This window comes from Cedecea neteri (assembly GCF_000758325.1).
In the GTDB taxonomy this organism is placed as follows: domain Bacteria; phylum Pseudomonadota; class Gammaproteobacteria; order Enterobacterales; family Enterobacteriaceae; genus Cedecea; species Cedecea neteri_B.
In genome coordinates, this window is record NZ_CP009459.1 from 1,636,220 (window position 1) to 1,662,744 (window position 26,525).

The following is a 26,525-nucleotide window of genomic DNA, read 5'->3' on the forward strand; positions in this document are numbered from 1 at the left end:
GGCGGCGGTTTTTACATCAGGACTGTGTCACGGCCTCCGGGACGGGAGCTGCGGCCGCGAGTTCGCTGGCAGACTGGTTTTTCAGCACCGTCCAGATAACAATCGCGCCGAGAAGATCGAACACGGCAAGCGCTGCGAAAAGCGGGCTGAATCCCATCGTGTCGGCCAGCGCGCCGACGACCAGGGCAAACAAGGTGCTGGCGGTCCAGGCCGCCATGCCCGTCAGTCCGTTCGCCGTGGCGACTTCGTTCCGGCCAAAAACGTCGGAAGAAAGCGTAATTAACGCCCCGGACAGCGCCTGATGAGCAAATCCACCCACGCAGAGCAAGGCAATCGCCACGTAAGGGCTGGTAAACAGGCCTATCGTACCAGGCCCAATCATCAGGATGGCCCCCATCGTGACCACCAGCTTGCGTGAAACAATCAGGTTAACGCCAAACCAGCGCTGGAACAGCGGCGGTAAATAGCCCCCAAGAATGCAGCCAAAGTCGGCAAACAGCATGGGCATCCACGCGAACATCGCGATCTCTTTCAGGTTGAAGCCGTAGGCTTTAAACATGAACAGCGGGATCCAGGCATTGAACGTGCCCCACGCGGGCTCAGCGAGGAAGCGCGGCAGGGCGATGCCCCAGAACTGGCGGTTACGCAGGATTTTCCACGCCGACATCTTTTTCGTGTTATCGGTCTGGTGCTGGGCTTCCTGGCCGCTAATGATGTACTCGCGTTCTTCGCTGGTGAGTTTTTTCTGGTCGCGGGGATTTTTGTAGAACCACAGCCAGATCATGGCCCAGATAAAGCTAAGTGCGCCGGTTATCATGAACGCCATCTGCCAGCTGTGCATCACAATGGCCCAGACTACCAGCGGGGGGGCAATCATGGCTCCAATGGAAGAGCCGACGTTGAAATACCCCACCGCAATAGAGCGTTCTTTGGCGGGGAACCACTCGCTGCTGGCCTTTAGCCCTGCGGGGATCATCGCAGCTTCGGCGGCACCGACTGCGCCACGGGCAAGAGCGAGACCACCCCAGCTGCCCGCTAGCGCGGTTGCGCCACAGAAAATAGCCCAGGCAACGGCGAACACCGCGTAGCCCACTTTGGTACCCAGCACGTCAAGCAGATAGCCCGCGACAGGCTGCATAACGGTATAACAAGCCGAATAGGCGGCGATGATCCACGAGTATTGCTGCGTAGTGATATTCAGTTCGCTCATCAGCGTGGGGGCCGCGACGGCCACCGTATTGCGGGTCAGATAGCCCAGCACGGTGCCCAGCGTCACCAGCGCTATCATGTACCAGCGTAAACCTTTTATTTTTCGCATTTCTAACCCCATCCCGTCTTTATTGTGAACGTTGTTCCCGATAAATCGGCTTCCGTTCCTGCTCTTGTCACCCATGGGCCGCGGCAAGCGATGCCCGGCAAGAGGTACTGCGACGGTTTGAAAGATAACTTGTCATACATCTTTATAAGTTGAGTGATATCACAAAAGCATTTTCGCGTAATGTTGGGCTATATCTTGCTCTCAGGTCAGTATCGGCGCGGGATTTAGTCCGTTTTATGCATATAAAGGCGGAATTTATGTGTTTGTTTTGTGACCATTGACGCAAAATTGAGGTCGTTGCAGAAAAATTGGTGTGATAACTTTGTGCCATCATGATGCGAATGCATAGCACCGTTATCTGCAGAGGAAATCTCCTATGACCCCCTTTATGACTGACGACTTTCTTCTTGATACTGAATTTTCCCGCCGTCTGTACCATGACTACGCGAAATCGCAGCCCATTTTTGACTACCACTGCCATCTGCCGCCGCAGCAAATTGCCGACAACTATCGCTTTAAAAACCTGTATGACATCTGGCTGAAAGGGGATCACTACAAGTGGCGGGCGATGCGGACTAACGGCGTGGCCGAGCGGCTTTGCACCGGCGATGCCAGCGACCGCGAAAAGTTTGATGCCTGGGCTGCCACCGTGCCGCATACCCTCGGCAATCCGCTCTATCACTGGACGCATTTGGAGCTGCGTCGCCCGTTTGGCATTACCGGCAAACTGCTCTCGCTGGCAACGGCGGAGGATATCTGGCAGCAGTGCAACGCCTTGCTGGAGCAGGATTCATTCACCGCCCGCGGCATCATGCAGCAGATGAACGTGAAAATGGTCGGCACCACTGACGATCCGGTGGATTCTCTGGTGCACCATGCCGCCGTGGCTAAAGACGGTAGCTTCGACATCAAAGTGCTGCCGAGCTGGCGGCCGGACAAAGCCTTTAATATCGAGCAGGCGACGTTTACCGACTACATTTCGACGCTGGCCGCCGTGTCCGATACCGACATTCGTCGTTTTAGCGATCTCCAGGCGGCGCTGAGCAAAAGGCTCGATCATTTTGCTGCCCACGGCTGCAAGGTGGCCGATCATGCGCTGGACGTGGTGGTCTTTGCCGAAGCGGATGAAGCCACGCTGGACGCAATTCTTGCCCGTCGCCTGGCTGGCGGTGCGGTTAACGACACCGAAGTCGCGCAATTTAAAACGGCGGTGCTGGCCTGGCTTGGCACGGAATACGCCCGTCGCGGCTGGGTGCAGCAGTACCACATCGGCGCGCTGCGTAACAATAACCAGCGCCAGTTCCGCCTGCTGGGGCCGGATGTAGGCTTTGATTCTATCAACGATCGCCCGCTGGCCGAGCCGTTGTCGAAACTGTTAAGCAAGCAAAATGAAGAAAACCTGCTGCCGAAAACCATTCTCTACTGCCTCAATCCTCGGGATAACGAAGTGATTGGCACGATGGTCGGTAACTTCCAGGGCGAAGGCATGCCTGGCAAAATGCAGTTTGGCTCCGGCTGGTGGTTTAACGATCAGAAAGACGGCATGGAGCGGCAGATGACTCAGCTCGCCCAGCTTGGGCTGCTGAGCCGCTTTGTCGGTATGTTGACCGACAGCCGCAGTTTCCTCTCCTATACGCGCCACGAATACTTCCGCCGTATTCTATGCCGCATGATGGGCCATTGGGTTCAGGCGGGGGAAGTGCCTGAAGATATGCCGCTGCTGGGGGAGATGGTGAAAAACATCTGCTTCAACAACGCCCGCGACTATTTTGCCATTGAGCTGAACTGAGGCCGGGATGCGATATATCAGGATCCATGCGCTGGATAACGTTGCTGTCGCCCTGGTGGACCTGGCGGAAGGCGAAGAAGTAGGCACTCCGCCGGAAGCTTTCAGGCTGAGCCAGCCGATCGCGCGCGGCCACAAGTTTGCGCTCCAGGCGATTGCCGAAGGGGCAAACGTCGTGAAATATGGCCTGCCCATTGGCCACACGCTTTGCCATGTTGCCGCAGGTGAGCATCTACATTCCCATAACCTGCGCACCAACCTTAATGACGTCGATGAATACCGCTATCAGCCGGAAGTCGTGCCCGCGGTGGAGCCTTTTGGCGACCGGGAAGTCAACATCTATCGCCGCAGCAACGGCGCGATCGGCGTTCGTAACGAGCTATGGATCCTGCCGACCGTCGGCTGCGTGAACGGCATGGCTCGTCAGATGTTGAGCCGCTTCCTGCAGGAAACCAATAACGCCCCGGATATCGACGGTGCCTGGCTGTTCAGCCACCAGTTTGGCTGCTCCCAACTGGGGGACGACCATCTCAATACCCGCACCATGCTGCAAAACATGGTTCATCACCCGAACGCGGGCGCGGTGCTGGTGGTGGGGCTGGGCTGCGAGAACAATCAGATCGGTGCGTTCCGCGAAACGCTGGGGGAATACGACCCCGAACGCGTCCATTTCATGGCGCTTCAGCAGCAGGACGATGAGGTTGAAGCGGGGTTGGAGCATTTACGAGCCTTGTATGAGGCCATGCGTCACGACAGGCGTGAACCTGGAAAACTGAGCGAGCTGAAATTTGGGCTGGAATGCGGCGGTTCGGACGGCCTCTCCGGTATTACCGCCAACCCGATGCTGGGCCGGTTCTCGGATTATATGGTGGCGAACGGCGGTACTACGGTGCTGACGGAAGTGCCTGAAATGTTCGGTGCGGAGCGGCTGTTGATGAGCCATTGCAGGGACGAAGCCACGTTTGAGAAAACCGTGGCAATGGTCAACGATTTCAAACGCTACTTCATCGCACACCAGCAGCCGATCTACGAGAACCCGTCGCCGGGGAATAAAGCGGGCGGGATCACCACGCTTGAGGAGAAATCCCTCGGCTGTACGCAAAAAGCCGGTGAAAGCCAGGTGGTCGATGTTCTTCGCTATGGCGAAAGGCTAAAACAGACTGGCTTAAACCTGCTGAGCGCGCCGGGTAACGATGCGGTCGCTACCAGCGCTTTGGCGGGGGCAGGCTGCCATATGGTGCTGTTCAGCACCGGACGCGGGACGCCCTACGGCGGCTTTGTGCCGACGCTAAAAATTGCTACCAATAGCGAGCTAGCCACGAAGAAACCGCACTGGATAGACTTTGACGCGGGCAGGCTGCTGCATGGCAGCACGATGCCCGAGCTGCTGGCGCAGTTTATTGAGACGATAGTTGAGAAAGTGAACGGCGCGCCAACCTGCAACGAGAAAAATGATTTTCGCGAGCTGGCGCTGTTTAAAAGTGGTGTCACGCTATGAATTCCCGGTCCTCCCCTCACCCCGGCCCTCTCCCCAAGGGGGAGAGGGAGAAAAGAAGCTGCGGGAGACAGGGTTTATCCCGTCTCCCCAAGGGGGCGAGGGAGAAAACAAGCTGCGGGAGACAAGGTTTATCCTCTTTCCCCAAGGGGCGAGCGAGAAAGTAAGCTGAGGGGTATAGCGCTTATCCCCTCTCCCTTTTAGGGAGAGGGTTAGGGTGAGGGTAAAAACCAGAAACGATGCTGTGGTTTAAGTCAGTGCCGAACACCCAGCGTGGCTCGTCAGAATTAACCGCGTAACAAATCGGCCTTCGCCAGACGAGCATCTTCTGCCTGGCAAACGGCGGCAGTGAAGATAACGTCGGTAGAGGAGTTCAGCGCGGTTTCGCAGGAATCCTGCAATACGCCGATGATAAAGCCGACCGCCACCACCTGCATGGCAATCTCGTTCGGAATGCCGAACATGCCGCAGGCCAGCGGGATCAGCAGCAGCGAACCGCCTGCCACGCCCGAAGCCCCACAGGCGCAAAGTGAAGCCACCACGCTCAGCAGCAGCGCGGTTGGCAGATCCACCGGCACGCCCAGGGTATGAACGGCCGCCAGCGTCAGCACCGTAATGGTGATGGCCGCCCCGGCCATATTGATCGTTGCGCCCAGCGGAATCGACACCGAATAAGTATCGCGATCCAGGTTCATCTTCTGGCACATGCTCATGTTGACCGGAATATTCGCCGCGGAGCTGCGGGTAAAGAACGCGGTCACGCCGCTTTCGCGCAGGCAGGCCAGCACCAGCGGATACGGGTTACGGCGAGTGGTGATAAACACCAGCAGCGGGTTGATGATCAGCGCCACGCCGAACATGCAGCCCAACAGCACTAGCAGTAACTGGGCATAGCTCCAGAGCGTGGAAAAACCGGTGGTGGCAAGCGTGGAGGCGACCAGGCCAAAGATCCCGATAGGGGCGAAGCGGATCACCACCTTCACGATAAAGGTCACCGCGTCAGACAAATCGTTCACCAGGTTTTTGGTGGTTTCATTGCCGTGGCGCAGAGCAAAGCCCAGACCAACCGCCCACACCAGAATACCGATGTAGTTGGCGTTCAGCAGGGCGTGTATCGGGTTGGCAATCACGCTCATCAGTAAACCGTGAACCACCTCGACGATCCCGGACGGCGGAGTAATGTCCGTAGCGCCGCTGGTCAGGTGCAGCGTGGAAGGGAACATAAAGCTAACGACGACGGCGGTCAGCGCGGCGGAGAAAGTGCCCAGTAAATAGAGCACCAGGATAGGGCGAATATTGGTTTTTTGGCCGTGCTGATGGTTCGCGATGGAAGCCATCACCAGTGTGAGTACCAGCACCGGCGCCACGGCTTTCAATGCGCCGACGAACAGCGTGCCGAGCAGGCCGGTTGCGATAGCGGCAGGTTTTGAGACCAGCGCGAGCAGAATGCCCAGCACCAGGCCAACGAGAATTTGTTTTACGAGGCTGCCGCGGGCAAAGCGCTGCAGTAGTCCAGAAGCTTGCGAACTCATGAATACCTTCCTGTGTTTCAGTGATGTCGTGCTGTGCCGCGTGCGTAGTGAGCTACGTCTATGCGGTTGTAAGAAAATGTGTTTGCCCGGTGAGTATAAGGAAAAGCGGGGAAGGAAAAAGCATTTCAAGCTGGAATTGCGTTCAGTGTTAGATTTCGTAACTGATCATTAACATTCGTGTGACATATTCAGCAATTTGATGCGATGGCGGATTGCCAGAACGTAAAAGGGGCATTACGCCCCTTAATTTGTGATGAAAAGCTGGTCTATTTAATCGACGTCTTCTGGTCGTTACGGTGGTTAACCCAGGCGTTAATAATCAGCGTTCCTGCCAGAATACCGCCCACCACGCCGAGCGAAACGGCGATAGGAATATGGTAGAAATCGACGATCAGCATCTTGATACCGATAAACACCAGGATCACCGACAGACCATATTTCAGCATCGAGAAGCGCTCTGCCACGCCCGCCAGCAGGAAGTACATGGCGCGCAGGCCGAGGATCGCGAACAGGTTCGACGTCAGCACAATGAACGGGTCGGTGGTCACCGCGAAGATCGCCGGAATACTATCTACCGCGAAAATCACGTCGCTCAGCTCGACCAGAATCAGCACCAGCAGCAGCGGCGTCGCGTACAGCAGGCCGTTCTGGCGCACGAAGAAGCGCTCGTTCTCTATCTTATCCGTCATGCGCAGATGGCCGCGCAGCCATCGAACCAGCGGCTTGTCGCCGATGCCGGTATCGTCCTCTTTTGCCAGCGCCATTTTCACACCGGTGAAGAGCAAGAAAGCGCCGAACACATACAGCAGCCATTCGAACTGGGTAATCAGCCAGCTGCCGCCGAAGATCATGATGGTTCTGAGAATGATTGCGCCCAGCACGCCGTAAACCAGCACGCGTCGCTGCAGCGCGGCAGGCACGGCAAAGTAGCTGAACAGCATCAGCCAGACGAAGACGTTATCGACCGCCAGCGCTTTTTCGATCAGGTAACCGGTGAGGAAGGCTAGCGCCTGAGTATCGGCGACTTCGCGCCCGGCAGTGCCGCTGAGATACCACCAGAAAGCGAGGTTAAACAGCAGGGAAAGTGAAACCCAAACCAGCGACCAGACGGCCGCCTGTTTCATTGACATGGTGTGCGAGCCGCGACGGCCCTGAACCAGCAGATCGATCGCCAGCATGATGGCGACCACGACGGCGAAGCTGCCCCAGAGCAGCGGGGTACCGACAGTATGCATAATGAGATTCCTTGAAAACAAAAACGGCCAACATCAGAAGACGCCAGCCGCTTTCGCTTGCAACAGGGATCTCGCCTTCCGGCAAGGTCTCACTTACGACGTTTTCACGTCGCCCGGCAACCGGATGCTTGCGCATCGTAATGACGATTAACCGGCAATGAAGTTACTCCCCTTTGCAGGTAACAAAATATGACAAGCCATGGCTTTGGTCAATATTTGATACCTACTTTTATACGAAATACTTTATGCCGTGGCCTGCTGGCCCACGTCGTCCGCCGGGAACTTCACCCCGGTCTGGCGGCGAATCTTGGTCGCCAGCGCTGAGGTGATGCGCGATGTCACCAGCCCGGCGTGATTGACCTCATTCTCTTCCACCAAACGCGCGAACGTCTCCGCTTCGTACAGCATGGTGTTGATATGCTGCGGCTGGCTCAGATCCTGCGGTTTGCCGCCGCGCGGGATAAACGTCACCCGCTGGCATTCAGAGATTTTTTCGATCACCAGCGATCCGGCTTCACCCTGAATTTCGCTTGGAATCGTCGAATCGCTCACTTTGGAATGCAGCAGAGTCACGTCAAAATCACCGTAGTGCAGCTGCACGGTGCCGTGCGCGTCTACGCCGCTGTCCAGCAGGGAAGCCGTGGCATGAACGGCTTGCGGCTCGCCCCACAAGGCCGCCGCTGAGGCCAGCACGTAGAAACCGATGTCCATGATCGAGCCGTTAGAAAACGCCGGATTAAAGGTGTTCGGATTTTCACCGTCCAGGTAACGCTGGTAGCGGGAAGAGTACTGGCAGTAGTTGAGCAGCACCTTGCGAATTTTTCCCACCTTCGGCAGCGCCTGCTGCAGGGCAATAAAGTTAGGCAGGCTGGCGGTTTTGAACGCCTCGAACAGCACCACCTGATTTTCACGGGCGCAGGCGATGGCCGCTTCAACCTCGGCAAGATTAGACGCCAGCGGTTTCTCGCAAATGACGTGCTTTTTGTGGCTCAGGAACAGCAGGCTCTGCGGGCCGTGCAGCGAGTTCGGGCTGGCGATATACACCGCGTCGATCACATCGCTCTGCGCCAGCTCATCCAGTGAAGTAAACAGATGCTCCACCGGGTAATCGTTGGCGAAGCTTTGCGCCTGTTCGAGGCTGCGGGAATACACCGCAGTCAGCTTATATTTGCCGCTCTCATGGGCGGCATCCACGAACTGGCGGGTGATCCAGTTGGTTCCAATCACAGCGAAACGTATCATAAACGGGTGCGTTCTCCGGAAGTCGATAATCAATAAATCGGGGCTTTATCAAGCCGCGCCGCTAAGCGCCAGTTGGGTAAGCCAAAGTCGTGTATCGAATTCTAACTGGTGATACTGCGGTTCCATATGACAGCACAAGGAGTAAAACGCTTTGTTGTGATCCTTCTCCTTAAGATGCGCCAGCTCGTGAACCACAATCATGCGTAAAAAAGCTTCTGGGGCGGTGCGAAACACGGTCGCCACGCGAATCTCCGCCTTAGCTTTTAATTTGTTGCCCTGCACGCGAGAAATCGCGGTATGCAGCCCCAGCGCGTTGTTCAGCACGTGGATCTTGTTGTCATAAGCGACTTTATTTATCGGGGGCGCATTGCGCAGAAACTGGTTTTTCAACTCCTGAGTGTAAGCATAAAGCGCTTTATCGGTCGCGATGTTGTGCCCCTGCGGGTAGCGTTTTTCCAGCACCGCGCCCAGGCGCTGCTCGCTAATCAGGGTGCGCACCTGCGAGAGCAAATGCTCCGGATAGCCGCTTAAATAAATCAGTTCGCTCATGCTTGTCTCAGGTTGAAGGAAAAAAAGGTATACTCTCGCCCCCGCTATGGGGATATCACCAAACTTTACCATCCAGGAGGGCCGATGAGCCAATTAGACAACGGTTTTCGTTCACTGACGCTGAAGCGTTTTCCGGAAACGGACGACGTAAACCCGCTGCAGGCGTGGGAAGCGGCAGATGACTACCTGTTGCAGCAGGTAGACGAACTTGAGCCAGTCGGCCCCGTTCTTGTTTTTAACGATACCTTCGGTGCGCTGGCCTGCGTGCTGGCTGAACACAAGCCATACAGCATTGGCGACTCCTACTTAAGCGAGCTGGCCACGCGTGAAAACCTGCGCGAGAACGAAATCCCGGAAAACAGCGTCACCTTCCTCGACAGCACTGCGGCTTACCCGCAGGCGCCGGGGCTGGTGCTGATTAAAATTCCTAAAACGCTGGCCCTGCTTGAGCAGCAGCTGCGTGCGCTGCGCAAAGTCGTGACGCCGGAAACCCGCATCATTGCGGGCGCGAAAGCGCGGGATATTCACAACTCGACGCTGGAGCTGTTTGAAAAGATTTTAGGGCCAACCACGACCACGCTGGCGTGGAAAAAAGCGCGTCTGATTAACCCGACCTTCACCAAACCGGATCTGGCAGATGTGCCGGAAACACTGAGCTGGAAGCTGGACGGCACCGAGTGGACGATTCACAACCACGCCAACGTTTTTTCCCGCACCGGGCTGGATATCGGCGCGCGTTTCTTCCTCGAAAGTCTGCCGTCGGATCTGGAAGGCGAGATCGTCGATCTGGGCTGCGGTAACGGCGTGATTGGCCTGACGCTGCTGGAGAAAAACCCGCTGGCGCAGGTGGTGTTTGTGGATGAATCGCCGATGGCGGTGGCTTCCGCGCGCCTGAACGTTGAAACCAACCTGCCGGGTGACATCGACCGCTGTGAGTTTATGATTAACAACGCGCTGTCCGGCGTGGAGCCTTTCCGCTTTAACGCCGTACTGTGCAACCCGCCGTTCCACCAGCAGCATGCCCTGACGGATCAGATCGCGTGGGAGATGTTCCATCACGCTCGCCGTTGCCTGAAAATCAACGGCGAGCTGTACATCGTGGCCAACCGCCACCTCGACTACTTCCGCAAGCTGAAGAAGATCTTCGGCAACTGCACCACGGTGGCAACGAACAACAAGTTCGTGGTGCTAAAAGCGGTGAAGTTAGGCCGTCGCCGCTAAATCTCCAGCGCTAAACGGGTGCCCTGCGCAATCGCGCGTCGGGCATCCAGCTCCATCGCCACATCGGCCCCGCCAATCAAATGCACGGTTTTGCCCATAGCCTGTAAAGGCTCAGCCAGCTCGCGGCGTGGGTTCTGCCCGGCACAAATAATCACGTTTTCCACTTCCAGCAGCTGAGACTCCCCGCCCACGGTGATGTGCAGTCCGGCATCGTCAATGCGCTCGTAGTTCACGCCAGCCATCATTTTCACGCCGCGCGCGGCAAGCGTAGTGCGGTGGATCCAGCCCGTTGTTTTGCCCAGGCCTTCCCCCGGCTTGCTGGTTTTACGCTGCAGCAGGAAGATAGTGCGCGGGCTTTTATGCAGATGCGGCCCTTCCGGGCGCAGGCCACCTGACGTTTGCAGGCTGGTATCAATCCCCCATTCCACGCAGAATTCGGCGATGCTCTGGCTGGTGGACGCCCCTTCCTGGCTCAGGTACATCGAAGTATCAAACCCAATCCCGCCCGCGCCAATCACCGCCACGCGTTTGCCCACCGGGGCTTTGTCGCGCAGCACGTCGACATAGCTCAGCACCTTCGGATGCCCGATGCCGTCAATCTCCGGCAGGCGCGGCTCAATCCCGCAGGCCAGAATAACTTCGTCGTAGTCGTGCAGCATCTCCGGGGTAACGTACTGATTCAGGCGCACATCCACGCCGGTGAGAGCCAGCTTCCGGCGGTAGTAGCGCAGCGTTTCGAAAAACTCTTCTTTGCCGGGGATCTGTTTGGCGATATTAAACTGCCCGCCGATCTCCGCCGCAGCGTCAAACAGCGTGACGCTATGGCCGCGTCCGGCGGCGTTGACCGCAAAAGCCAGTCCAGCGGGGCCTGCACCTACCACCGCAAGACGCTTCGGTTGTGCAGTGGGTACAACCGGCATTTTGGTTTCATGGCAGGCGCGCGGGTTAACCAGGCAAGAGGTGACTTTGCCCACGAAGATCTGATCCAGGCAGGCCTGATTGCAGCCGATGCAGGTATTGATTTCATCGGCGCGATTCTCAGCGGCCTTAGAAACAAACTCCGCGTCAGCCAGGAAAGGGCGCGCCATCGACACCATATCGGCATCACCGTCGGCCAGGATCTGCTCGGCGGTTTCCGGGGTGTTGATGCGGTTGGTGGTCACCAGCGGCAGTGCGACGTGGCCTTTCAGTTTTTTGGTGACCCAGCTAAACGCGCCGCGCGGCACTGAGGTCGCGATGGTAGGAATACGGGCTTCATGCCAGCCGATGCCGGTATTAATCAGCGTTGCTCCCGATTTTTCTATCGCTTTGGCGAGCGTAACTGCCTGCTCAAAGTTACCGCCACCTTCGACAAGGTCGAGCAGCGACAAGCGGTAAATAATAATAAATTCTTTGCCAACGCGAGCCCTTACGGCGCGGACGACTTCAACGGCAAAGCGCATTCTGCGTCCGTAGTCTCCGCCCCATTCATCGTCGCGCTGGTTAGTGCGGGCGGCCAAAAACTGGTTAATCAGATAGCCTTCCGAGCCCATGATTTCCACGCCGTCATACCCGGCTTCACGCGCCAGGCTGGCACAGTGGGCAAAGTCCTCAATCAGCGTTAACACTTCTTGGTGGCTCAGCTCGTGGGGTTTGAACGGGTTGATCGGCGCCTGAATGGCCGACGGGGCGACCAGCTTAGGCTGGTAGCTGTAGCGCCCGGTGTGCAGGATCTGCAGGGCAATCTTACCGCCTTCGCGGTGAACTGCATCAGTCACAATCTGGTGATGCGCCAGCTGGCTCTTATCGTTCAGCACCGCGCCGTGGGCAACGGTCACCCCGGAGGCCGAAGGGGCGATCCCGCCGGTGACAATCAGCGCCACGCCGTGCCGGGCACGTTCGGCATAGAAAGCGGCGAGGCGCTCAGGCCCATCCGGCAGCTCTTCCAGCCCGGTGTGCATCGAGCCCATCAGCACGCGGTTTTTCAAAGTGGTGAAGCCAAGATCCAACGGGGTAAGCAGCGACGAGTAGCTCATGATTGTGTCCAGAATGTAATTTTATTGTTATGTGGTCGGATGAGTTCTAATTTAGCCGTCGCGGGGCAAAAGGGAAAAGGGGAGTGCGGCGAATGTGATGAGAGTCATATTCCCGCCTCCCCGGAAGGTCAATCAGGCGCGAGCCTCCTTCAGCAGCTTCTGAATAACCTGCTCCTGCTGCTCGTAGTTACCTTCGCCGAAAGAGACGTTGCGCAGCTGCCCACGGGCGTCGAAGTAGTAATGCGCTGGCCAGTACTGGTTACCGAAGGCATTCCAGATCTGGTAGTTATTGTCGGTGACGACCGGGTACGGCAGCTGCCACTTGGCTACCGCCTTTTTCACCGAATCGAGATCTTTCTCCCACGGATATTCCGGCGTATGCACGCCAATCACCACCAGGCCCTGATCTTTATACTTGTTGGCCCATTCCCGGACGTGCGGCAGCGCGTGCTGGCAGTTAATGCAATCGAAGGTCCAAAAATCGATCAGCACGACTTTGCCTTTCAGCGCCTCTGGCGTCAGCGGTGGGCTATTGATCCATGCGGTTCCCCCGGAAAGCGGCGGCATCGCGCTGGAGGGCACGGGATCCACAACAGGCTGCAGCTTAGGCGCTGGCGCGATGGTGGGGGAGAAGGCCAGCAGGCGTTGCTCCAGCTTCGCGCCGAAACCGTTGGCGTTTTGCAGCACCGCCGTGGTGCCAGAGGCGATAAACGCCACGGTAGCCAGCATTGCTACCCCTGCCGCGCGACGCAGCTGCGCCATCAGCGCCATTTTTTCACGCAGGCGAGTCAGCAGCCGGTGACCGCAGAACCACAGCAGTGCCAGCATCAGCGCGCAGCCGCTGCCGTAGGTCGCCAGCAGCAGGCCGGTGGTGGCAGCCGAAGAGCCGGACAACCCGATACCGAGAATGGCTCCCAAAATCGGCCCCGCGCAAGGCGACCAAAGCAGCCCCACCGCCAGTCCTGCCAGAAAAGCCGACAGCGTGCCGCGAGCGCGGTAGCTTTGGTTGTTGATGGCATTCCCCACCTGCACCGCCGGGCGCATCAGCCGTTCGGCAAGCGCGGGGAAGATGAGCGTGAGCGCGGCAAGTGCCAGCATCCCCAGCGCTACCCAGCGGCCAACCAGCGTGGCGCGCACGATCCACTCTCCGGCAGCACCGACCAGTAAAGCCACGGCGGTGAACATGGTCACCATGCCGGCAAGCAGGGCGATGATTTGGCGTTTTTTGCCGCGAAATGCGGCGAAAAGCAGAGGAATAACGGGCAGCGTACAGGGGCTTAATAAACTGAGCATACCGCCAAGAAAGGCAATCAGAACGGGCATAACACACCTCACGGTTACAGGATGATTTCGGGGTATTTAACCCGCCTGATGTGTTCGTGATGTGTGGGAAAACCGTCCTGATTGTCAGTTTGTTTGTCGGGGGCTCAGCCGCATACAGAGCGATACAATCAGGTTACAGGCAGCGAGATACTGGCCTGCAAACCGCCCTGTGGGCGGTTGCTCAGCGTTAATTTTCCGCCTAACTGGCCGACAAGCTGGGCGGCTATCGCCAGCCCAAGCCCGGTGCCGCCGGTGTCGCGGTTTCTGGAACTTTCCACGCGGTAAAAAGGCTGCAACACGGCGTCCAGCTCCTCCTCGGGGATCCCCGGCCCGTTGTCGCAAACAGCCAGCGTTATCTGGCTGGCTCCCATCGTCAGGCGGACTTCTGCCGCAGAGCCAAACTTCAGCGCGTTATCCAGCAGGTTGGTCAGAATACGGCGCAGCGCCTGGGGGCGGGTCGAAAGCGGGAGTGGCACTTCCGATGCGGCAAACGTCACTGCTTTGCCGACGTCCTGATAATCGCAGGTAATAGTGTCAACAAACGCCCTCAACTCAACACGCTGGGGCGTTTCTTCCAGACTTTCCGACGACCGTGCGTAGGCGATGCCTTCGCGGACGAGATGCGTCATGTTGTCCAAATCCTGCATCAGCTTGTCGCGCAGCTCTGGCTCGTCGCTCATCTCCAGACGCAGCTTCATGCGGGTAATCGGCGTCTGTAAATCATGCGATATGGACGCCAGAATTTGTGTGCGTTCTTTCAGGTGGCCCTGGATTCTGGCCTGCATCGCGTTAAATGCTTTGGCGGCGTGTTCCACTTCCTGCGGGCCGCTTTCCTGCATGTCCACGGGGCTTGAGCTGGCGGGTTCCAGCGCTTCAACGGCGCGGGTAAAACGGGTAAACGGCAGCACCACCTGGCGCACAGCGAACCAGGCGCAAAGCGCCAGCAGGACAAGCTGAATGGCAATCACCACCGGCAGCCAGGTTTCAATCGGCGGCATACGTGGTGTGAGATCGATGGTCAGCGGCGAGCCGTCGGCCAGCGTCAAATGCGCCTGAATATGGGAGCGTATACCGGGAATGGCAGTGAAATCGAGCTGATAATGCTCGCCCAGCGCCTCTTTCAGGGAAGCAATGGCATCTTTCGAACGTTCGTCGGCAGGCGGTTTACCTGGCGTACCCGATCCAAGAATGTAGTGATAATTTTCCCGGGCGAGCCGGTCCAGCCAGCCAGGGCGCTCATTAGCCGGTAGCTTGTCGAGGATCGCGACGCTGGTGGCAACGTTGTTTTGCAGGTTATCCAGCATCACGTTGCGGGCGCTGTTCATCCTCTCGAGCGTGGTGAGCGCCAGGGTCATACCGTTAGCCAGCAGCAGGCCGACGAGAACGATAAGAAACAGGCGGGAAAGCAGAGTTCGGGGCCAAAGCCTCATTCTCGCGCCTCGACGATCGTCACGGGAACGGAAAGCACATAGCCTTCGCTACGCACGGTTTTGATGTAGGCCGGGGTGCGGGCATCTTCGTTTAAACGCTGGCGGACGCGGCTGACCAGTAAATCGATGGAGCGCTCAAACAGCTCTGCATCGCGGCCTTGAGTCAGGTTCAGCAGCTGATCGCGCGTCAAAACGCGCTGCGGATGATCCAAAAACACGCGCAGCAGGCGATACTCCGCCCCGCTCAGGGCAACGATCGTGCCCTGTAAATCAATCAGATGCCGGGCAGAAGTATCAAGCTGCCACTCGCCAAAAGCGATGATCCTGCCCGCTTCGGTCACCTGTAAATTAGGCGGCAAGGCGCGGAAACGACGAAGGATCGCTTTGATCCGCGCCAGAAGTTCCCGGGCGACAAAAGGTTTTACCACGTAGTCGTCCGCGCCCATTTCGAGGCCGAGGATCCTGTCGCTGTCTTCGTTTCTGGCGGTCAGCATCAAAATAGGCAGATCTTTGTGCTTATCGCTCCGCAGCTGGCGGCACAGCGTCAGCCCATCGTCGCCAGGCATCATCACGTCCAGCACCACCAAATCGACGTGCTGCTTATCCAGAATGGAACGCATCTCCTTGCCGTTGGCCGCGCCGGTGGCCCGGTAGCCAGATTTCTCCAGATAGCTGACGATTAACTCGCGAATATCGCGGTCGTCGTCCACCACGAGAATATGATCGATATGTTCCACCTGGGGCTCCCGGCGCTAAAAGTGAAGGGTAAAACTAGCATAGCTTTTTTACTACAGCTTACCTGCGTCTACCACCGCCTTCACAAACGCTTCTGGCGCTTCTTGTGGCGGGTTGTGGCCGATGTTTCCGCTGAAGGTTCGGTGTTCATATTTGCCGGTAAATTTCGCCGCATAGGCCGCAGGTGCAGGATGTGGCGCGCCGTTGTTGTCGCCTTCAATGGTGATAGTTGGCACGGTGATGTTCGGCAGCGCAGCCAGCTTTTTCTCATCAGCCGCGTACTTCTGCTCGCCGTTTTCCAGCCCCTGGCGCCAGCGATAGTTGCTCAGGGTAATGGCGACGTGGTCCGGGTTATCCAGCGATTTGGCGCTGGTGTTAAAGGTCTCATCGCTGAACTTCCAGCCTGGTGAAGCCTGCTGCCAGATCAGGCGGGCGAAGTCATGAGTGTTCTTCTCATAGCCTGCCGCGCCGCGCGGGGTCGCGAAATAGAACTGATACCACCACTGCAGCTCGGCCTGTGGCGGCAACGGTTTTTTCCCTGCTTCCTGGCTGCTAATCAGATAGCCGCTGACCGACACCAGCGCTTTCACCCGTTCAGGATGCAGCGCCGCCACGATATCTGCCGTGCGCGCGCCCCAGTCATAGCCAGCAAAAATGGCCTGTTTGATGTGTAACGCGTCCATCAGCGCCACCGTATCCTGAGCCAGTGCCGCAGGTTCACCGTTGCGGGGCGTGGATGGGGAAAGGAAGCGGGTGCTGCCGAAGCCGCGCAGGTTAGGCACGATAACCCGGTAACCCTGCTTTGCCAGCTCAGGCGCTACCGAGTCAAAACTGTTGATGTCGTAGGGCCAGCCGTGCAGCAGAATAACCGGCTGCCCGTCTTTCGGGCCGAGATCGACATAGCCGACGTTCAGCACGCCCGCGTTAATCTGTTTTATCTGATTAGCATCGAACCCCGCGGCTTCCGCCTGGCAGGCGAAAACCACTGAGAGAGAAAGAGGGGCAATCAGCGCAGACAGGGTCAGTTTGTTGAACATGATGTTTTCTCCAAAGCCATTAGAAAATGTTCGGTTATCACATCACGGGATTGTAGGTGGCGTGTTTTCCAAACCGCCTTTTTTGCATGGCTGCGTATCTGGCGGGGTCGTGGATACAGTGTGATACAAAGTGCCTTTACCCTCACCCTAGCCCTCTCCCTGAAAGGGAGAGGGGATAAAAAATGTTCCGCTGTTTATTTTCCCCCTCTACCCTTTGGGGAGAGGGCTGGGGTGAGGGGAAAATTATCCTGCAACTCTCGGCACAAGCCCCGGAGCCTGCCACATCGACGTCGTCAGGCCGCTGTCCACCAGCGTTAACTGGTCGGCATACACTTTTTGCCACTTGCGCTTCATCTCGTCGTAAAGCTCGCGGTGCGCCGGGTTCGGCGTGAACTCCCGCTGCCACTGTACCAGGCGCTCGCCGGTATTGGCCAGCGAATCGAAAAGCCCGGCACCCACGCCTGCGGCAATGGCGCAGCCCAGCGCCGTTGCCTCTTTGACCACCGGGACGCGCACCGGCAGGCCGGTGACATCGCTCAGTATTTGGCTCCATAGTGCGCCTTTTGAACCTCCCCCGGCGAAGACCAGCGAGTCGAACTTCACGCCAGAAAAGCCGGAAATCTGCTCCAAATTACAGGCGGAGACAATCGCCGCGTTCTCCTCTAAGGCGCGGAATAGCGTCGCTTTGTTGCATTTCTCAGGGTCAATAGAAAGGTTAATGAACGACGGCGCGGCGTGATACCACTGCTTGAAATGCATGGCATCAGAGAAAATGGGCATCACCCCATGGGAGCCTGCGGGTACGCGGCCTGCCATCTCTTCCAACAGCGCATAGGTATCCACGCCGAGGCGCTCGGCCAGCAGCTTTTCTTCCGCGCAGAAGGCGTCCCGGAACCAGCGCATCGTCAGGCCGGTGAAGAAGCTAATGGATTCCGCCTGCACCATGTTTTGGATGACGTGCGGGTTAATGCGGATGTTCATGTCGGGGTCGGTTTTGATGGCCGGCAGATTTACCACCTGCTGCCAGAATGTGCCGCCCAGCACCGCCGTCTGCCCGGGCCTGACGATGCCCAATCCCAGGCAGCCGAGCTGGACGTCGCCGCCGCCCATCACCACCGGCGTGCCTTTTAGCAGCCCGCTTTCTTCGGCCGCCTGCGGCGTTATGCCGCCCAGCACGGTGCCGGTTTCTTTGACCGGAGAAAGTATGTCGGCGCGCAGCCCGGCCATATCCAGCAGAGCAGGCCGCCAGTCGCGGGTCGCCAGATCCAACATGCCGGTCGTACCGGCGTTAGAAGGATCAACCGCCAACTCGCCAGAAAGTTTGGCCGCCAGCCAGTCGCTGATCATGGTGATGGTGGCGGCTTGGCGGTAGATGTCCGGGCGATGGTGCGCCAGCCAAAGCAGGCGCGGCATGGCGCTCAGCGCCAGCGTCTGGCCTGAAACCTGGTACACCTCGGACTCAAACTGGAAGTCGTGGATCTCTTTCAGCTCGCTGACTTCGCGGCTGGCGCGGGCATCCACGTTTGCGCAGGCCCAGATTGGCTCACCGTGACGATCGTACAGCACAATCCCTTCCCGCATAGAGCAGCAGGCAACGGCGCTAATCGCCGAAGAGGAGAGGTTAGCCTTGTGCAGGGCTTCACGGATGCAGCGGCAGGCGAGCTGCCAGTTTACGGCGAGATCGAACTCCATCGATCCCGGCACGTCGGTTACGCTCAAGTGCTTCCATTCGGCCTGGCCAACGGCTATTTGCTGGCCAGAAGTATCGAAAATCACGGCGCGAATACTGCCCGTTCCGGCGTCCAGTGCAAGTAGATAACTCATTCACAGACCTCTTCCGTCGCTCGTTCAATAAATAAACTCTTATCCATCGCGGGAGATCTGGGCGATCTATTTGGATGTTTTGTGATCGCTGCACGGTTGCGATGGGCGATCCCTGACTAAGTTTTTGAACACTATCTCTTATTCACTGATGGATCCGGGAGAGAACTTGATGGCAGATCTGGATGATATTAAAGACGGGAAAGACTTCGGTATTGGCCAGCCGCAGGAAAACCGGGCGTTTTACCTGAAGGGAAGCGGGGCGCTGGACTGGGGCATGCAGTCGCGGCTGGCGAGGATCTTTAACCCCAACACCGGGCGCACCGTGATGCTGGCCTTCGATCACGGTTATTTTCAGGGGCCGACCACCGGGCTGGAGCGCATTGATCTCTCTATTGCGCCGCTGTTTCCTGAAACCGACGTGCTGATGTGTACCCGCGGCATTCTGCGTAGCGTGGTCCCGTCTGCGACCAACAAGCCCGTTGTGCTTCGTGCCTCCGGTGGTAATTCGATCCTCAGCGAACTCTCGCGGGAAAGCGTCGCCGTGACGATGGAAGATGCTATGCGCCTCAACGCCTGCGCGGTGGCCGCGCAGATTTATATCGGCAGCGAGTATGAGCATCAGTCGATCAACAACATCATCAAGCTGGTAGACGAGGGGACGCGCTACGGCATTCCTACACTTGCCGTCACCGGCGTAGGCAAAGAGATGGCCCGTGACGCGCGCTATTTCTCGCTGGCGAGCCGTATTGCTGCCGAACTTGGGGCCCAGTTTGTAAAAACCTACTTCGTTGAGGAAGGTTTTGAGAAAGTCGCCGCCAGCTGTCCGGTGCCGATCGTTATCGCCGGTGGAAAAAAGCTGCCCGAGCAGGAGGCGCTGGAGATGTGCTTTAAGGCGATAGACCAGGGGGCATCCGGCGTGGATATGGGTCGCAACATCTTCCAGTCTGAAGCACCCCTGGCGATGTTGCAGGCGGTGAAGAAGGTGGTACACGAGAAAGCATCTGCCCGCGAAGCCTATCAGTTCTGGCTTGAAGCGAAGCATCAGGGAGGTAAGGCATGAACGTCACGCTGGTGGAGATCAACATCAAGCCAGAGCGCGTCGACGAGTTTCTGGACGTGTTTCGGGCGAATCACGAAGGTGCCATCAAAGAGCCCGGTAATTTACGCTTTGACGTGCTGCAGGACCCGGAGGTTTCAACGCGATTTTATATTTACGAAGCCTATCAGGATGAGGCCGCGGTGCTGGCGCACAAGAAGACCCCGCACTATCTCGCTTGCGTTGAGAAGCTGGATGAGATGATGTCTGAGCCACGTAAGAAGCAGAGTTTTATTGGGCTGCTGCCGTAGGGAATGCCCCTCACCCTGACCCTCTCGCCTTGGGGGAGAGGGGATAAAAATAAAGATCTGAATAGGGATAATGCCTTCAGCACAGGGAGAGGGGATAAAAAAGAAGGGAGTAGATGGAACAGGGAAAACACCCTCTCCCTTTTAGGGAGAGGGTTGGGGTGAGTGTCAATCAGCTTTCCTGCGCCTCTGCTGTCTCATCCTGCGTCACTCTCAGCCTGTAAAGCGCGCGCTTCGCGCACTCAAGCACATGCTCGCACTGCTCAATGGTCAGCGTCAGCGGCGGCTCGACCCGAATGGTTTTCGAATTATTCAGCGTCCCGGCCACCAGTACCTGCTGGCGGAACATCTGGCTGGCAAAGTCGTAGCCGATGTCGTTGTCGCGGAACTCAATCGCCATTAACAGCCCCTGGCCGCGCGCCTCAACAACCAGGTCCGGGAACTCACGGGCCAGTGCCCGGAAGCCATCCAGCAGCAGTTGCCCTTTCTGAGCCGCCTGAGCAGGCAGATTTTCTTCCAGCAGATAGTGAATCGTCGCCAGCGCCGCAGCGCAGGCCAGCGGGTTGCCACCAAACGTGGTGGTGTGCAGGAACGGGTTATCGAACAGCACGGAAAACACCTCTTCCGTCGCAACCGTGGCACCAATCGGCATCACGCCGCCGCCCAACGCTTTCGCAAGGCAGAGAATGTCCGGCTGCACGTTTTCGTGCTCGCAGGCAAACATCTTGCCGGTGCGGCCCATTCCGGTTTGCACTTCATCCAGGATCAGCAGCACGCCGTATTCGTCGCAAAGCTGGCGTACCGCAGGCAAATAGCCTGGCGGCGGCAGGATCACCCCGCCTTCTCCCTGAATCGGCTCCAGGATCAGTGCAGCTACATCATCGCCAGTTTTACGGCATTCGCTGAACTGCGTGCGTAATGCCTCGATATTGCCAAAGGGTACATGGCGGAAGCCGGGCAGTAGCGGCATAAATGGTTTGCGGAAAGTGGATTTCGCTGTAGCCGAAAGTGCACCCAGAGACTTGCCGTGGAACGCGCCGCTGGTAGCAATAAAGGTAAATTTCCCTCGGGGCGACTGGTACGCTTTAGCCAGTTTTATCGCGGCTTCCACGGATTCGGTGCCGCTGTTGCTAAAGAAGCTGTATTTGAGTTTACCCGGAGTCAGTGTGGCAAGCGTTTTGGCAAGCATCGCCCTCAGAGGGTCGAGCAGTTCCTGGCTGTGCAGGGGCTGCTTTTCAAGCTGATGCTGGACGGCGGAAACAACGACTGGATTACGGTGCCCCACGTTAAAGATGCCGAACCCACCCAGGCAATCGATATACTCTTTGCCCTGGGTGTCGACAAGCGTATTCAGGCTGCTCGCTTGCCACTCTACGGCTCCGTAATCCCCGCCGGCGGTAACGGACTTGCGGTACTCAAGAAAACCCGGATTAACGTGCTGCTGGAAGCTATCAATCACTTCCCGGTTTAGCGCCTTCATCTCCTCATGGCTAAGTGACTTCTTTTCGATAATGTTCAGTGCGTGCGCCGTACAGGCAAGGGCCGAGGCGCTGGAAGGTAACCTGTTCAAAATGTGCTCCTGGGTGTGGCGTATCACGCGATACACAAAATAAGTATTGCAGGGATTGCGCCAGGTAACGCGCCGTAAGTGAAATCGGGATAAACGCCCGCAGGAGTCCATCTGTGCAATAATTAATCACAATAGATTACATTTTGCGTGTTTTAATGCTGAAGGCCAAATGAGTGGGCATGACCTTGCAGAAAAGAGGTTTGCACCACTTTGGGGCGAAATGTTTCTCGTTGGCGCAGGAGAGAAATAAAAGCTTCGCATGTTATTGTTCAATTTTTCTTAATGGTTAATAGATACTTATTTATTTATTCTGAAATACCGTATGACAACTAATGTCCTTATTCGTAAAGTTTTTAATATGGGTTTATCGTTTAGGCTTTGTTTAAGTTATGATTCGGCGTGAAAATTAACCCGCGATATTCGTTATCATCAGGTGGTGGATATTAATTTGACCCGTTAAACACAAGGTGTGCACAGCGTGACTATCAATATAAAGGACATCGATAGCTCTTTATCAGAGCTGAATATTGCCATCCGCGATCACTATAATTGGGCAAATAAATGCCTGCGTCTTAGCCTGCTGGGCGGTGAACCCGATAAAGAAATCAACGATAGGCATTCCCACCAGCATTGCCGTTTCAGCCGCTGGCTCGGTCAGCGCTTGCAAGGTGTTAGCCTGGATCGGGAGCTGATTCTGCTGATTGATAAGCACCACACCGCTATGCACAATGCTGCCCGGGCATTAATGTTATCTATTATCGCCAGACAGGTTAGCGAAGAATTATTGAATAATTACAATGAGGCGCAACAAAAATTTATTTCCAGTATCGACCAATATAAAGAATACCTTTTTTCCTACCGCAATTTGTACGACGCTTTAACCGGCCTGCCGCTACGCCATTTAATGTATCAGGAATTTCCGCTGATACGCTCTCGCTGCGAGCGTGCGGAGCGCAGCCTTTATTTACTGATCATGGATATTGATCGTTTTAAAACGATCAATGACACCTGGGGGCACAACGCGGGGGATGATGTTCTGCGCAGCGTCGCGTCCATTTTTAAAGGGGCCACGCGCAACGAGGAGCGTATTTATCGCTTTGGCGGCGAGGAATTTATTATGCTGCTTGAAGCGACCGGCCGTGAGCAGGCCGAGCAAGCCGGCCAGCGAATTTGCCAGCATTTAGCCAGTCACCCCGTCAGCGTGGACGATCAGGCTATTCGCGTGACGGTGACCGGCGGGCTGACCCTGGTCAGCGCGGATGACTCACTGCATAGCGCGATTGGTCGGGCAGATAAAGCCATGTATTACGGCAAAAACACCGGCCGTAATCGCTGTATTCTGGCTTTGTCTGACGAAGAAATGGTCACGCTGGAATAATGCGTTACGCGTGGGCCATCCTGTGTTCCCCGTTAACCAGCGCATCGCGATCAAAGCTGCGCTCAATCACCCCGTTGGCCATAAACGCCGCCCGGTCGGACATATGGGCAATCACGTCGGCATCGTGACTGACCAGCAGATAGGTCATGCCGTGCTCCTGCTTCAGGCGGTTGAGCAGGTTGAGGATCTCCGCCTGGACCGACATATCCAGCGCGGAAGTGGGTTCGTCGAGCAGCAGGATTTTCGGACGTAACAGTAGCGCACGAGCAATCGCCACGCGCTGGCGCTGGCCGCCAGAAAGCTGGTGCGGGTAGCGTTTTGCAGCGTCGGCTGGCAGTCCAACCTGCTTTAAGGCTTCCGCTACACGGGCTTCGATCTCGCTTTCTCCGTGGATTTTCAGCGGCTCGGCCAGCGTGCGCCAAATTGTGTGGTTGGGGTGCAACGAAGCGTACGGATCCTGAAAGACCATTTGTACTTCACGGCGTAGCGCCCCCTGGAAGCGTTTCCCTGCCGCAATGCGATTGCCCAGCAGCTCCACGTCACCTTTCCAGTCACGCTGCAGCCCGGCCAGCACGCGCAGGATGGTGGATTTCCCGCAGCCTGAGGCGCCAATGAGACTGAATGTCTCGCCTTGTTCAAGGGCGAAACTGGCCCCGGCGACGGCGGTTTTGACCCCGCCTTTGGCGGCAAACTGCACGCTCAGATTATCAACCTTAACGATCGCCATAGGTTTCTCCTGGCTGGAATTCGCTGCGATTCAGCGTCGGCAGCATCTGCCCGTAGGTGTCGGCATTTGGACGGCAGGTCCAGAGCGTGCGGGTGTAAGGATGTGTGGCCTGCGGCAGCTCGCTTGCCGACATTTCATCCACTTTCTGCCCCTGATACATCACCAACACGCGGTGGCAGTGTTCGGCCACCAGCGGCAGATCGTGGCTAATCAGCAGCAGCGCCATTTGCCGCTGCTCACACTGGGCTACCAGCAGCTCAAGGATTTGGTTGCGCAGGCGGGCGTCGAGCGCCGACGTAGGTTCGTCGGCGATCAGCACTTTGGGATTATTGGCGAGCGCAATGGCGATCATTACGCGCTGGCCCATGCCGCCGGACAGTTCGCCGGGGTAGCGCTGCAGTACCGCGTCCGGCAAGCCAACGGATTGCACCAGCTCGCGGCAGCGCTCGCGGCGTTCGGCGGTGGACAGCTTCTGGTGCAATCGTAGCGCTTCGTCAATTTGCTGCTGTACGTTTTTGACCGGGTTCAGCGCATAGCGTGGGTCCTGCAGCACCATGGCGATATCGCTGCCGCGCAGCTGGTTCCAGCTCCGGGCATTCATGTCGAGCAGGTCGTGCCCCATCACGCTGAGCTGCTCTGCGCTCACTTTGCCCGGTTTACGCACCAGGCCCATCAGCGCGCGGGCCGTCATGGATTTTCCTGAGCCGGATTCGCCGACCAGCGCCAGGCGTTCATTGCCCAGCGTGAAGGAGAGATTGCTTACCACCCGGCTGCCGGGGTAGTCGATATTCAGCCCGGACACGGTAATTCTGTTAGTCATGTTGCGGCTCCAGCACGTCGCGCAGGCCATCGCCCAGCAGGTTAAAGGCCAGGCTGCTCAGCAGAATGGCGGTGCCCGGAATGGCGGCAATCCACCATTGATCGAAAATGACCTGCATCCCGTCGGCAATCATCGCGCCCCATTCGGACATCGGCGGGCGGGCGCCCAGGCCCAGGAAACCCAACCCGGCGGCGGCAAGAATAATCCCGGCCAGATCCAGCGCCAGGCGCACGATGGCGGAAGGCAGGCACAGCGGCAGAATATGGCCGACCAGCAGCCGCAAGCCTTTGATGCCCATCATTTCTGCGGCCGCAAGATAATCGCTGTGGCGCAGACGCTGTATTTCACTTCTTGCCTGGCGGGCATAGGCGGGCCAGGTGGTCAAAGCCAGCGCCAGCGCGCCGTTAACCAGCCCTGGGCCGAGCATCGCCACAAAGGCAAAGGCGAGAATCAGGCGCGGCATCGACATGACTACATCGGTAAAGCGCATCAGGATACGCTCCAGCCAGCCGCCGTAATAGCCAGACAGAATGCCAATCAGCAGCCCCACCGGCAGGGTAATAACGGTCACCAGCAGCACCAGACCCAGCGCCGGGCGGGTGCCGTAAAGCAGGCGAGAAAGCAGGTCGCGGCCATAGCTGTCAGTACCCAGCAGATGTTGGGCGTTGGGCGCCTGCAGGCGCGCGGCGGCATCCTGCCAGTTAGGATCGAACGGAGCCAGCCACGGCGCAAACAGCGCGATAAGCACCAGCCCGGCAATGATAATCAGCCCGCTTAGGGCCGCCGGGGAGCGCAGCATGCGTCGCAGAAAGAGAGAAGACGGCATTAGCGGATCCTCGGGTCGGTGGCGCGCACCAGTATGTCGGTCAGGTTATTGATCAGCACAAAGGACACGCCGATCAGCAGCGTACCGCCCATGATGGCGGTGGTGTCCCCGGCAAACAGCGCGGTGGTCAGATAGCGGCCAATGCCCGGCCAGGAGAAGACGGTTTCCGTCAGCACCGCACCTTCGAGCATGCTGGTGTAGGCCAGGGCTATCACGGTGAACAGCGTGCCGCGAATATTGGGCAACACATGGCGCAGCAGAATCGCCATGTCGCCTGCACCCTTCGCGCGGGCCAGCGTAATGTACTCTTTGTTCATTTCGCTCAGGCAGGCCGTGCGGGTCAGGCGGGTGATGCTGGCGAGAGAATAATAGGCCAGTAGCAATACCGGCAGAATCAGGTGGTTAATGGCGTTGAGAAACGCGCCTTTATCGCCGGAAAGCCAGGTATCGATCAGCACGAAGCCGGTTTTAGCCTCGACGCTGTACTGGTAGATATCGTCGAGTCGTCCAGGCCCGGCGCTCCACTGCAGGCGAGCGTAAAACAGCGCCAGCATCAGCAGGCCCAGCCAGAAAATAGGTACGGAGTTGCCCAGCAGGGTAAACGTTCGCACCACGAGATCCAGCGGTGAACCCGCGAACCGGGCGCAAAGCACACCAAAAAGTACGCCAAGTACGCTACCGACGATCAACGCCAGGGTGGCAAGTTCCAGGGTGGCGGGAAAAGCAGAGAGCAAATCATGCAGAACCGGCTGGCCGGTTGAGCTGGCTATGCCTAAATCGCCGTGGGCGAGATTGACCAGATAGTGCCAGAACTGCACGGGCAGCGACTGATCCAGCCCAAGCTGGTGGCGAACCTGATCGTAAGTGGACTGGCTGGCGTGGTCGCCGACGATTTGCAGCACTCTGTCCACCGGGGACAGCGCAGACAGCGCGAAGGTAATCAGCAGCAGGCCAATCAGGGTCAGAGCAAGGGTAAATATTCCCTGAAGCAGGGTGAGCAGCGGACGCCGCAGGCGCTGCGACGAAGGCGAGACTTCGGACATGGGTAACTCTTTTATGCGCTAATGGTGATTAACCCCCCGACCGACCTCTTTCACGATGGAAAGGGCGGGCGAGGG

The 26,525-nt window shown here is 57.6% G+C and carries 22 protein-coding genes; 6 read left to right on the forward strand and 16 right to left on the reverse strand.

Features of this window, described 5'->3' with window-relative positions; translation table 11 throughout:
• Positions 1–16: 16 nt before the first annotated feature.
• Positions 17–1,318, reverse strand: coding sequence for an MFS transporter (locus LH86_RS07740; protein ID WP_039299898.1), 1,302 nt, complete (start codon positions 1,316–1,318; stop codon positions 17–19).
• A gap of 376 nt (positions 1,319–1,694) precedes the next feature.
• Here LH86_RS07740 and uxaC point away from each other — a divergent pair, with 376 nt between their 5' ends.
• Both uxaC and LH86_RS07750 read left to right on the forward strand, forming a co-directional pair.
• Entirely contained in the window at positions 1,695–3,107 is a 1,413-nt protein-coding gene (uxaC, locus tag LH86_RS07745) for a glucuronate isomerase (protein ID WP_039299902.1), read from the forward strand.
• 7 nt (positions 3,108–3,114) lie between these two features.
• Positions 3,115–4,602 (forward strand): UxaA family hydrolase, encoded by a 1,488-nt coding sequence (locus tag LH86_RS07750; RefSeq protein WP_039299905.1) that lies wholly within the window; start codon positions 3,115–3,117, stop codon positions 4,600–4,602.
• Positions 4,603–4,886: 284 nt separating this feature from the next.
• Here LH86_RS07750 and sstT read toward each other — a convergent pair whose 3' ends face one another.
• From sstT to LH86_RS07770, 4 genes are all read right to left on the reverse strand, one after another.
• Entirely contained in the window at positions 4,887–6,131 is a 1,245-nt protein-coding gene (gene sstT / locus LH86_RS07755; protein WP_039299908.1) for a serine/threonine transporter SstT, read from the reverse strand.
• A gap of 266 nt (positions 6,132–6,397) precedes the next feature.
• A complete protein-coding gene (locus LH86_RS07760) occupies positions 6,398–7,366 on the reverse strand; it encodes a TerC family protein (RefSeq protein ID WP_039299910.1) in 969 nt (322 codons plus the stop codon).
• A 243-nt stretch (positions 7,367–7,609) separates the two neighbouring features.
• A complete protein-coding gene (locus LH86_RS07765; protein WP_039299912.1) occupies positions 7,610–8,608 on the reverse strand; it encodes a Gfo/Idh/MocA family protein in 999 nt (332 codons plus the stop codon).
• A 48-nt stretch (positions 8,609–8,656) separates the two neighbouring features.
• The gene (locus LH86_RS07770; RefSeq protein WP_039289830.1) at positions 8,657–9,157 is read right to left on the reverse strand and encodes a M48 family metallopeptidase; all 501 of its coding nucleotides are present in this window, start codon (positions 9,155–9,157) and stop codon (positions 8,657–8,659) included.
• Positions 9,158–9,241: 84 nt separating this feature from the next.
• On the opposite strand from LH86_RS07770, the gene rlmG reads away from it, so the two are divergent.
• Positions 9,242–10,378 (forward strand): 23S rRNA (guanine(1835)-N(2))-methyltransferase RlmG, encoded by a 1,137-nt coding sequence (gene rlmG / locus LH86_RS07775; protein ID WP_039299915.1) that lies wholly within the window; start codon positions 9,242–9,244, stop codon positions 10,376–10,378.
• On the opposite strand, the gene LH86_RS07780 is transcribed toward rlmG, so the two are convergent.
• The 6 genes from LH86_RS07780 to lsrK all read right to left on the reverse strand — a co-directional run bounded on the left by LH86_RS07780 (position 10,375) and on the right by lsrK (position 18,742).
• Positions 10,375–12,393, reverse strand: a complete 2,019-nt coding sequence (locus LH86_RS07780; RefSeq protein WP_039299917.1) for an NADPH-dependent 2,4-dienoyl-CoA reductase — start codon at positions 12,391–12,393, stop codon at positions 10,375–10,377. The two genes, rlmG and LH86_RS07780, sit on opposite strands and share 4 nt — an antisense overlap.
• A 132-nt stretch (positions 12,394–12,525) precedes the next feature.
• A complete protein-coding gene (locus LH86_RS07785; RefSeq protein WP_039299920.1) occupies positions 12,526–13,716 on the reverse strand; it encodes a cytochrome c biogenesis protein DipZ in 1,191 nt (396 codons plus the stop codon).
• Between the two features lie 128 nt (positions 13,717–13,844).
• Complete coding sequence (locus LH86_RS07790; RefSeq protein ID WP_039299923.1) at positions 13,845–15,146, reverse strand: ATP-binding protein; 1,302 nt, start codon at positions 15,144–15,146, stop codon at positions 13,845–13,847.
• Positions 15,143–15,883 carry a response regulator gene (locus tag LH86_RS07795; RefSeq protein WP_039299926.1) on the reverse strand — a complete coding sequence of 247 codons (741 nt, stop codon included), beginning with the start codon at positions 15,881–15,883 and terminating at the stop codon, positions 15,143–15,145. Before LH86_RS07795 ends, LH86_RS07790 begins: the two co-directional genes overlap by 4 nt.
• Positions 15,884–15,934: 51 nt before the next feature.
• Positions 15,935–16,918: an alpha/beta fold hydrolase gene (locus LH86_RS07800; protein ID WP_039299929.1), complete on the reverse strand. Its 984-nt coding sequence runs from the start codon at positions 16,916–16,918 to the stop codon at positions 15,935–15,937.
• Positions 16,919–17,161: 243 nt separating this feature from the next.
• Positions 17,162–18,742, reverse strand: coding sequence for an autoinducer-2 kinase (gene lsrK, locus LH86_RS07805; RefSeq protein WP_039299932.1), 1,581 nt, complete (start codon positions 18,740–18,742; stop codon positions 17,162–17,164).
• A 169-nt stretch (positions 18,743–18,911) separates the two neighbouring features.
• Between lsrK and lsrF the strand changes: the two genes are divergently transcribed.
• Both lsrF and lsrG read left to right on the forward strand, forming a co-directional pair.
• Positions 18,912–19,802, forward strand: coding sequence for a 3-hydroxy-5-phosphonooxypentane-2,4-dione thiolase (gene lsrF / locus LH86_RS07810; RefSeq protein WP_039299935.1), 891 nt, complete (start codon positions 18,912–18,914; stop codon positions 19,800–19,802).
• Entirely contained in the window at positions 19,799–20,089 is a 291-nt protein-coding gene (gene lsrG / locus LH86_RS07815) for a (4S)-4-hydroxy-5-phosphonooxypentane-2,3-dione isomerase (RefSeq protein WP_008460496.1), read from the forward strand. The genes lsrF and lsrG overlap by 4 nt, the downstream gene beginning before the upstream one ends.
• A 169-nt stretch (positions 20,090–20,258) precedes the next feature.
• On the opposite strand, the gene ygjG is transcribed toward lsrG, so the two are convergent.
• Positions 20,259–21,656 (reverse strand): putrescine aminotransferase, encoded by a 1,398-nt coding sequence (ygjG, locus tag LH86_RS07820; protein WP_172744008.1) that lies wholly within the window; start codon positions 21,654–21,656, stop codon positions 20,259–20,261.
• Positions 21,657–22,134: 478 nt separating this feature from the next.
• Here ygjG and LH86_RS07825 point away from each other — a divergent pair, with 478 nt between their 5' ends.
• Entirely contained in the window at positions 22,135–23,034 is a 900-nt protein-coding gene (locus tag LH86_RS07825; RefSeq protein ID WP_039305986.1) for a diguanylate cyclase, read from the forward strand.
• Between the two features lie 4 nt (positions 23,035–23,038).
• On the opposite strand, the gene LH86_RS07830 is transcribed toward LH86_RS07825, so the two are convergent.
• Genes LH86_RS07830 through LH86_RS07845 form a run of 4 tightly spaced genes read right to left on the reverse strand, consistent with a single transcriptional unit; the run spans position 23,039 to position 26,450 of the window.
• Complete coding sequence (locus LH86_RS07830; RefSeq protein WP_039299938.1) at positions 23,039–23,761, reverse strand: ABC transporter ATP-binding protein; 723 nt, start codon at positions 23,759–23,761, stop codon at positions 23,039–23,041.
• Positions 23,748–24,581, reverse strand: a complete 834-nt coding sequence (locus tag LH86_RS07835; RefSeq protein WP_039299941.1) for an ABC transporter ATP-binding protein — start codon at positions 24,579–24,581, stop codon at positions 23,748–23,750. Before LH86_RS07835 ends, LH86_RS07830 begins: the two co-directional genes overlap by 14 nt.
• On the reverse strand, positions 24,574–25,407 hold the full coding sequence (locus LH86_RS07840; RefSeq protein WP_039299943.1) for an ABC transporter permease: 834 nt from the start codon (positions 25,405–25,407) through the stop codon (positions 24,574–24,576). The genes LH86_RS07835 and LH86_RS07840 overlap by 8 nt, the downstream gene beginning before the upstream one ends.
• Positions 25,407–26,450 (reverse strand): ABC transporter permease, encoded by a 1,044-nt coding sequence (locus LH86_RS07845; RefSeq protein WP_039289883.1) that lies wholly within the window; start codon positions 26,448–26,450, stop codon positions 25,407–25,409. Before LH86_RS07845 ends, LH86_RS07840 begins: the two co-directional genes overlap by 1 nt.
• Positions 26,451–26,525: the final 75 nt, after the last annotated feature.

Coding starts and splice junctions, on each gene's coding strand:
- LH86_RS07780 (WP_039299917.1), bottom strand. CDS start 12,393: ATGAGCTACTCGTCGCTGCTTACCCCGTTGGATCTTGGCTTCACCACT.
- LH86_RS07750 (WP_039299905.1), top strand. CDS start 3,115: ATGCGATATATCAGGATCCATGCGCTGGATAACGTTGCTGTCGCCCTG.
- lsrF (WP_039299935.1), top strand. CDS start 18,912: ATGGCAGATCTGGATGATATTAAAGACGGGAAAGACTTCGGTATTGGC.
- uxaC (WP_039299902.1), top strand. CDS start 1,695: ATGACCCCCTTTATGACTGACGACTTTCTTCTTGATACTGAATTTTCC.
- LH86_RS07830 (WP_039299938.1), bottom strand. CDS start 23,761: ATGGCGATCGTTAAGGTTGATAATCTGAGCGTGCAGTTTGCCGCCAAA.
- LH86_RS07840 (WP_039299943.1), bottom strand. CDS start 25,407: ATGCCGTCTTCTCTCTTTCTGCGACGCATGCTGCGCTCCCCGGCGGCC.
- rlmG (WP_039299915.1), top strand. CDS start 9,242: ATGAGCCAATTAGACAACGGTTTTCGTTCACTGACGCTGAAGCGTTTT.
- LH86_RS07835 (WP_039299941.1), bottom strand. CDS start 24,581: ATGACTAACAGAATTACCGTGTCCGGGCTGAATATCGACTACCCCGGC.
- LH86_RS07800 (WP_039299929.1), bottom strand. CDS start 16,918: ATGTTCAACAAACTGACCCTGTCTGCGCTGATTGCCCCTCTTTCTCTC.
- LH86_RS07740 (WP_039299898.1), bottom strand. CDS start 1,318: ATGCGAAAAATAAAAGGTTTACGCTGGTACATGATAGCGCTGGTGACG.
- lsrK (WP_039299932.1), bottom strand. CDS start 18,742: ATGAGTTATCTACTTGCACTGGACGCCGGAACGGGCAGTATTCGCGCC.
- LH86_RS07765 (WP_039299912.1), bottom strand. CDS start 8,608: ATGATACGTTTCGCTGTGATTGGAACCAACTGGATCACCCGCCAGTTC.
- LH86_RS07760 (WP_039299910.1), bottom strand. CDS start 7,366: ATGCATACTGTCGGTACCCCGCTGCTCTGGGGCAGCTTCGCCGTCGTG.
- LH86_RS07790 (WP_039299923.1), bottom strand. CDS start 15,146: ATGAGGCTTTGGCCCCGAACTCTGCTTTCCCGCCTGTTTCTTATCGTT.
- lsrG (WP_008460496.1), top strand. CDS start 19,799: ATGAACGTCACGCTGGTGGAGATCAACATCAAGCCAGAGCGCGTCGAC.
- LH86_RS07845 (WP_039289883.1), bottom strand. CDS start 26,450: ATGTCCGAAGTCTCGCCTTCGTCGCAGCGCCTGCGGCGTCCGCTGCTC.
- LH86_RS07785 (WP_039299920.1), bottom strand. CDS start 13,716: ATGCCCGTTCTGATTGCCTTTCTTGGCGGTATGCTCAGTTTATTAAGC.
- sstT (WP_039299908.1), bottom strand. CDS start 6,131: ATGAGTTCGCAAGCTTCTGGACTACTGCAGCGCTTTGCCCGCGGCAGC.
- LH86_RS07770 (WP_039289830.1), bottom strand. CDS start 9,157: ATGAGCGAACTGATTTATTTAAGCGGCTATCCGGAGCATTTGCTCTCG.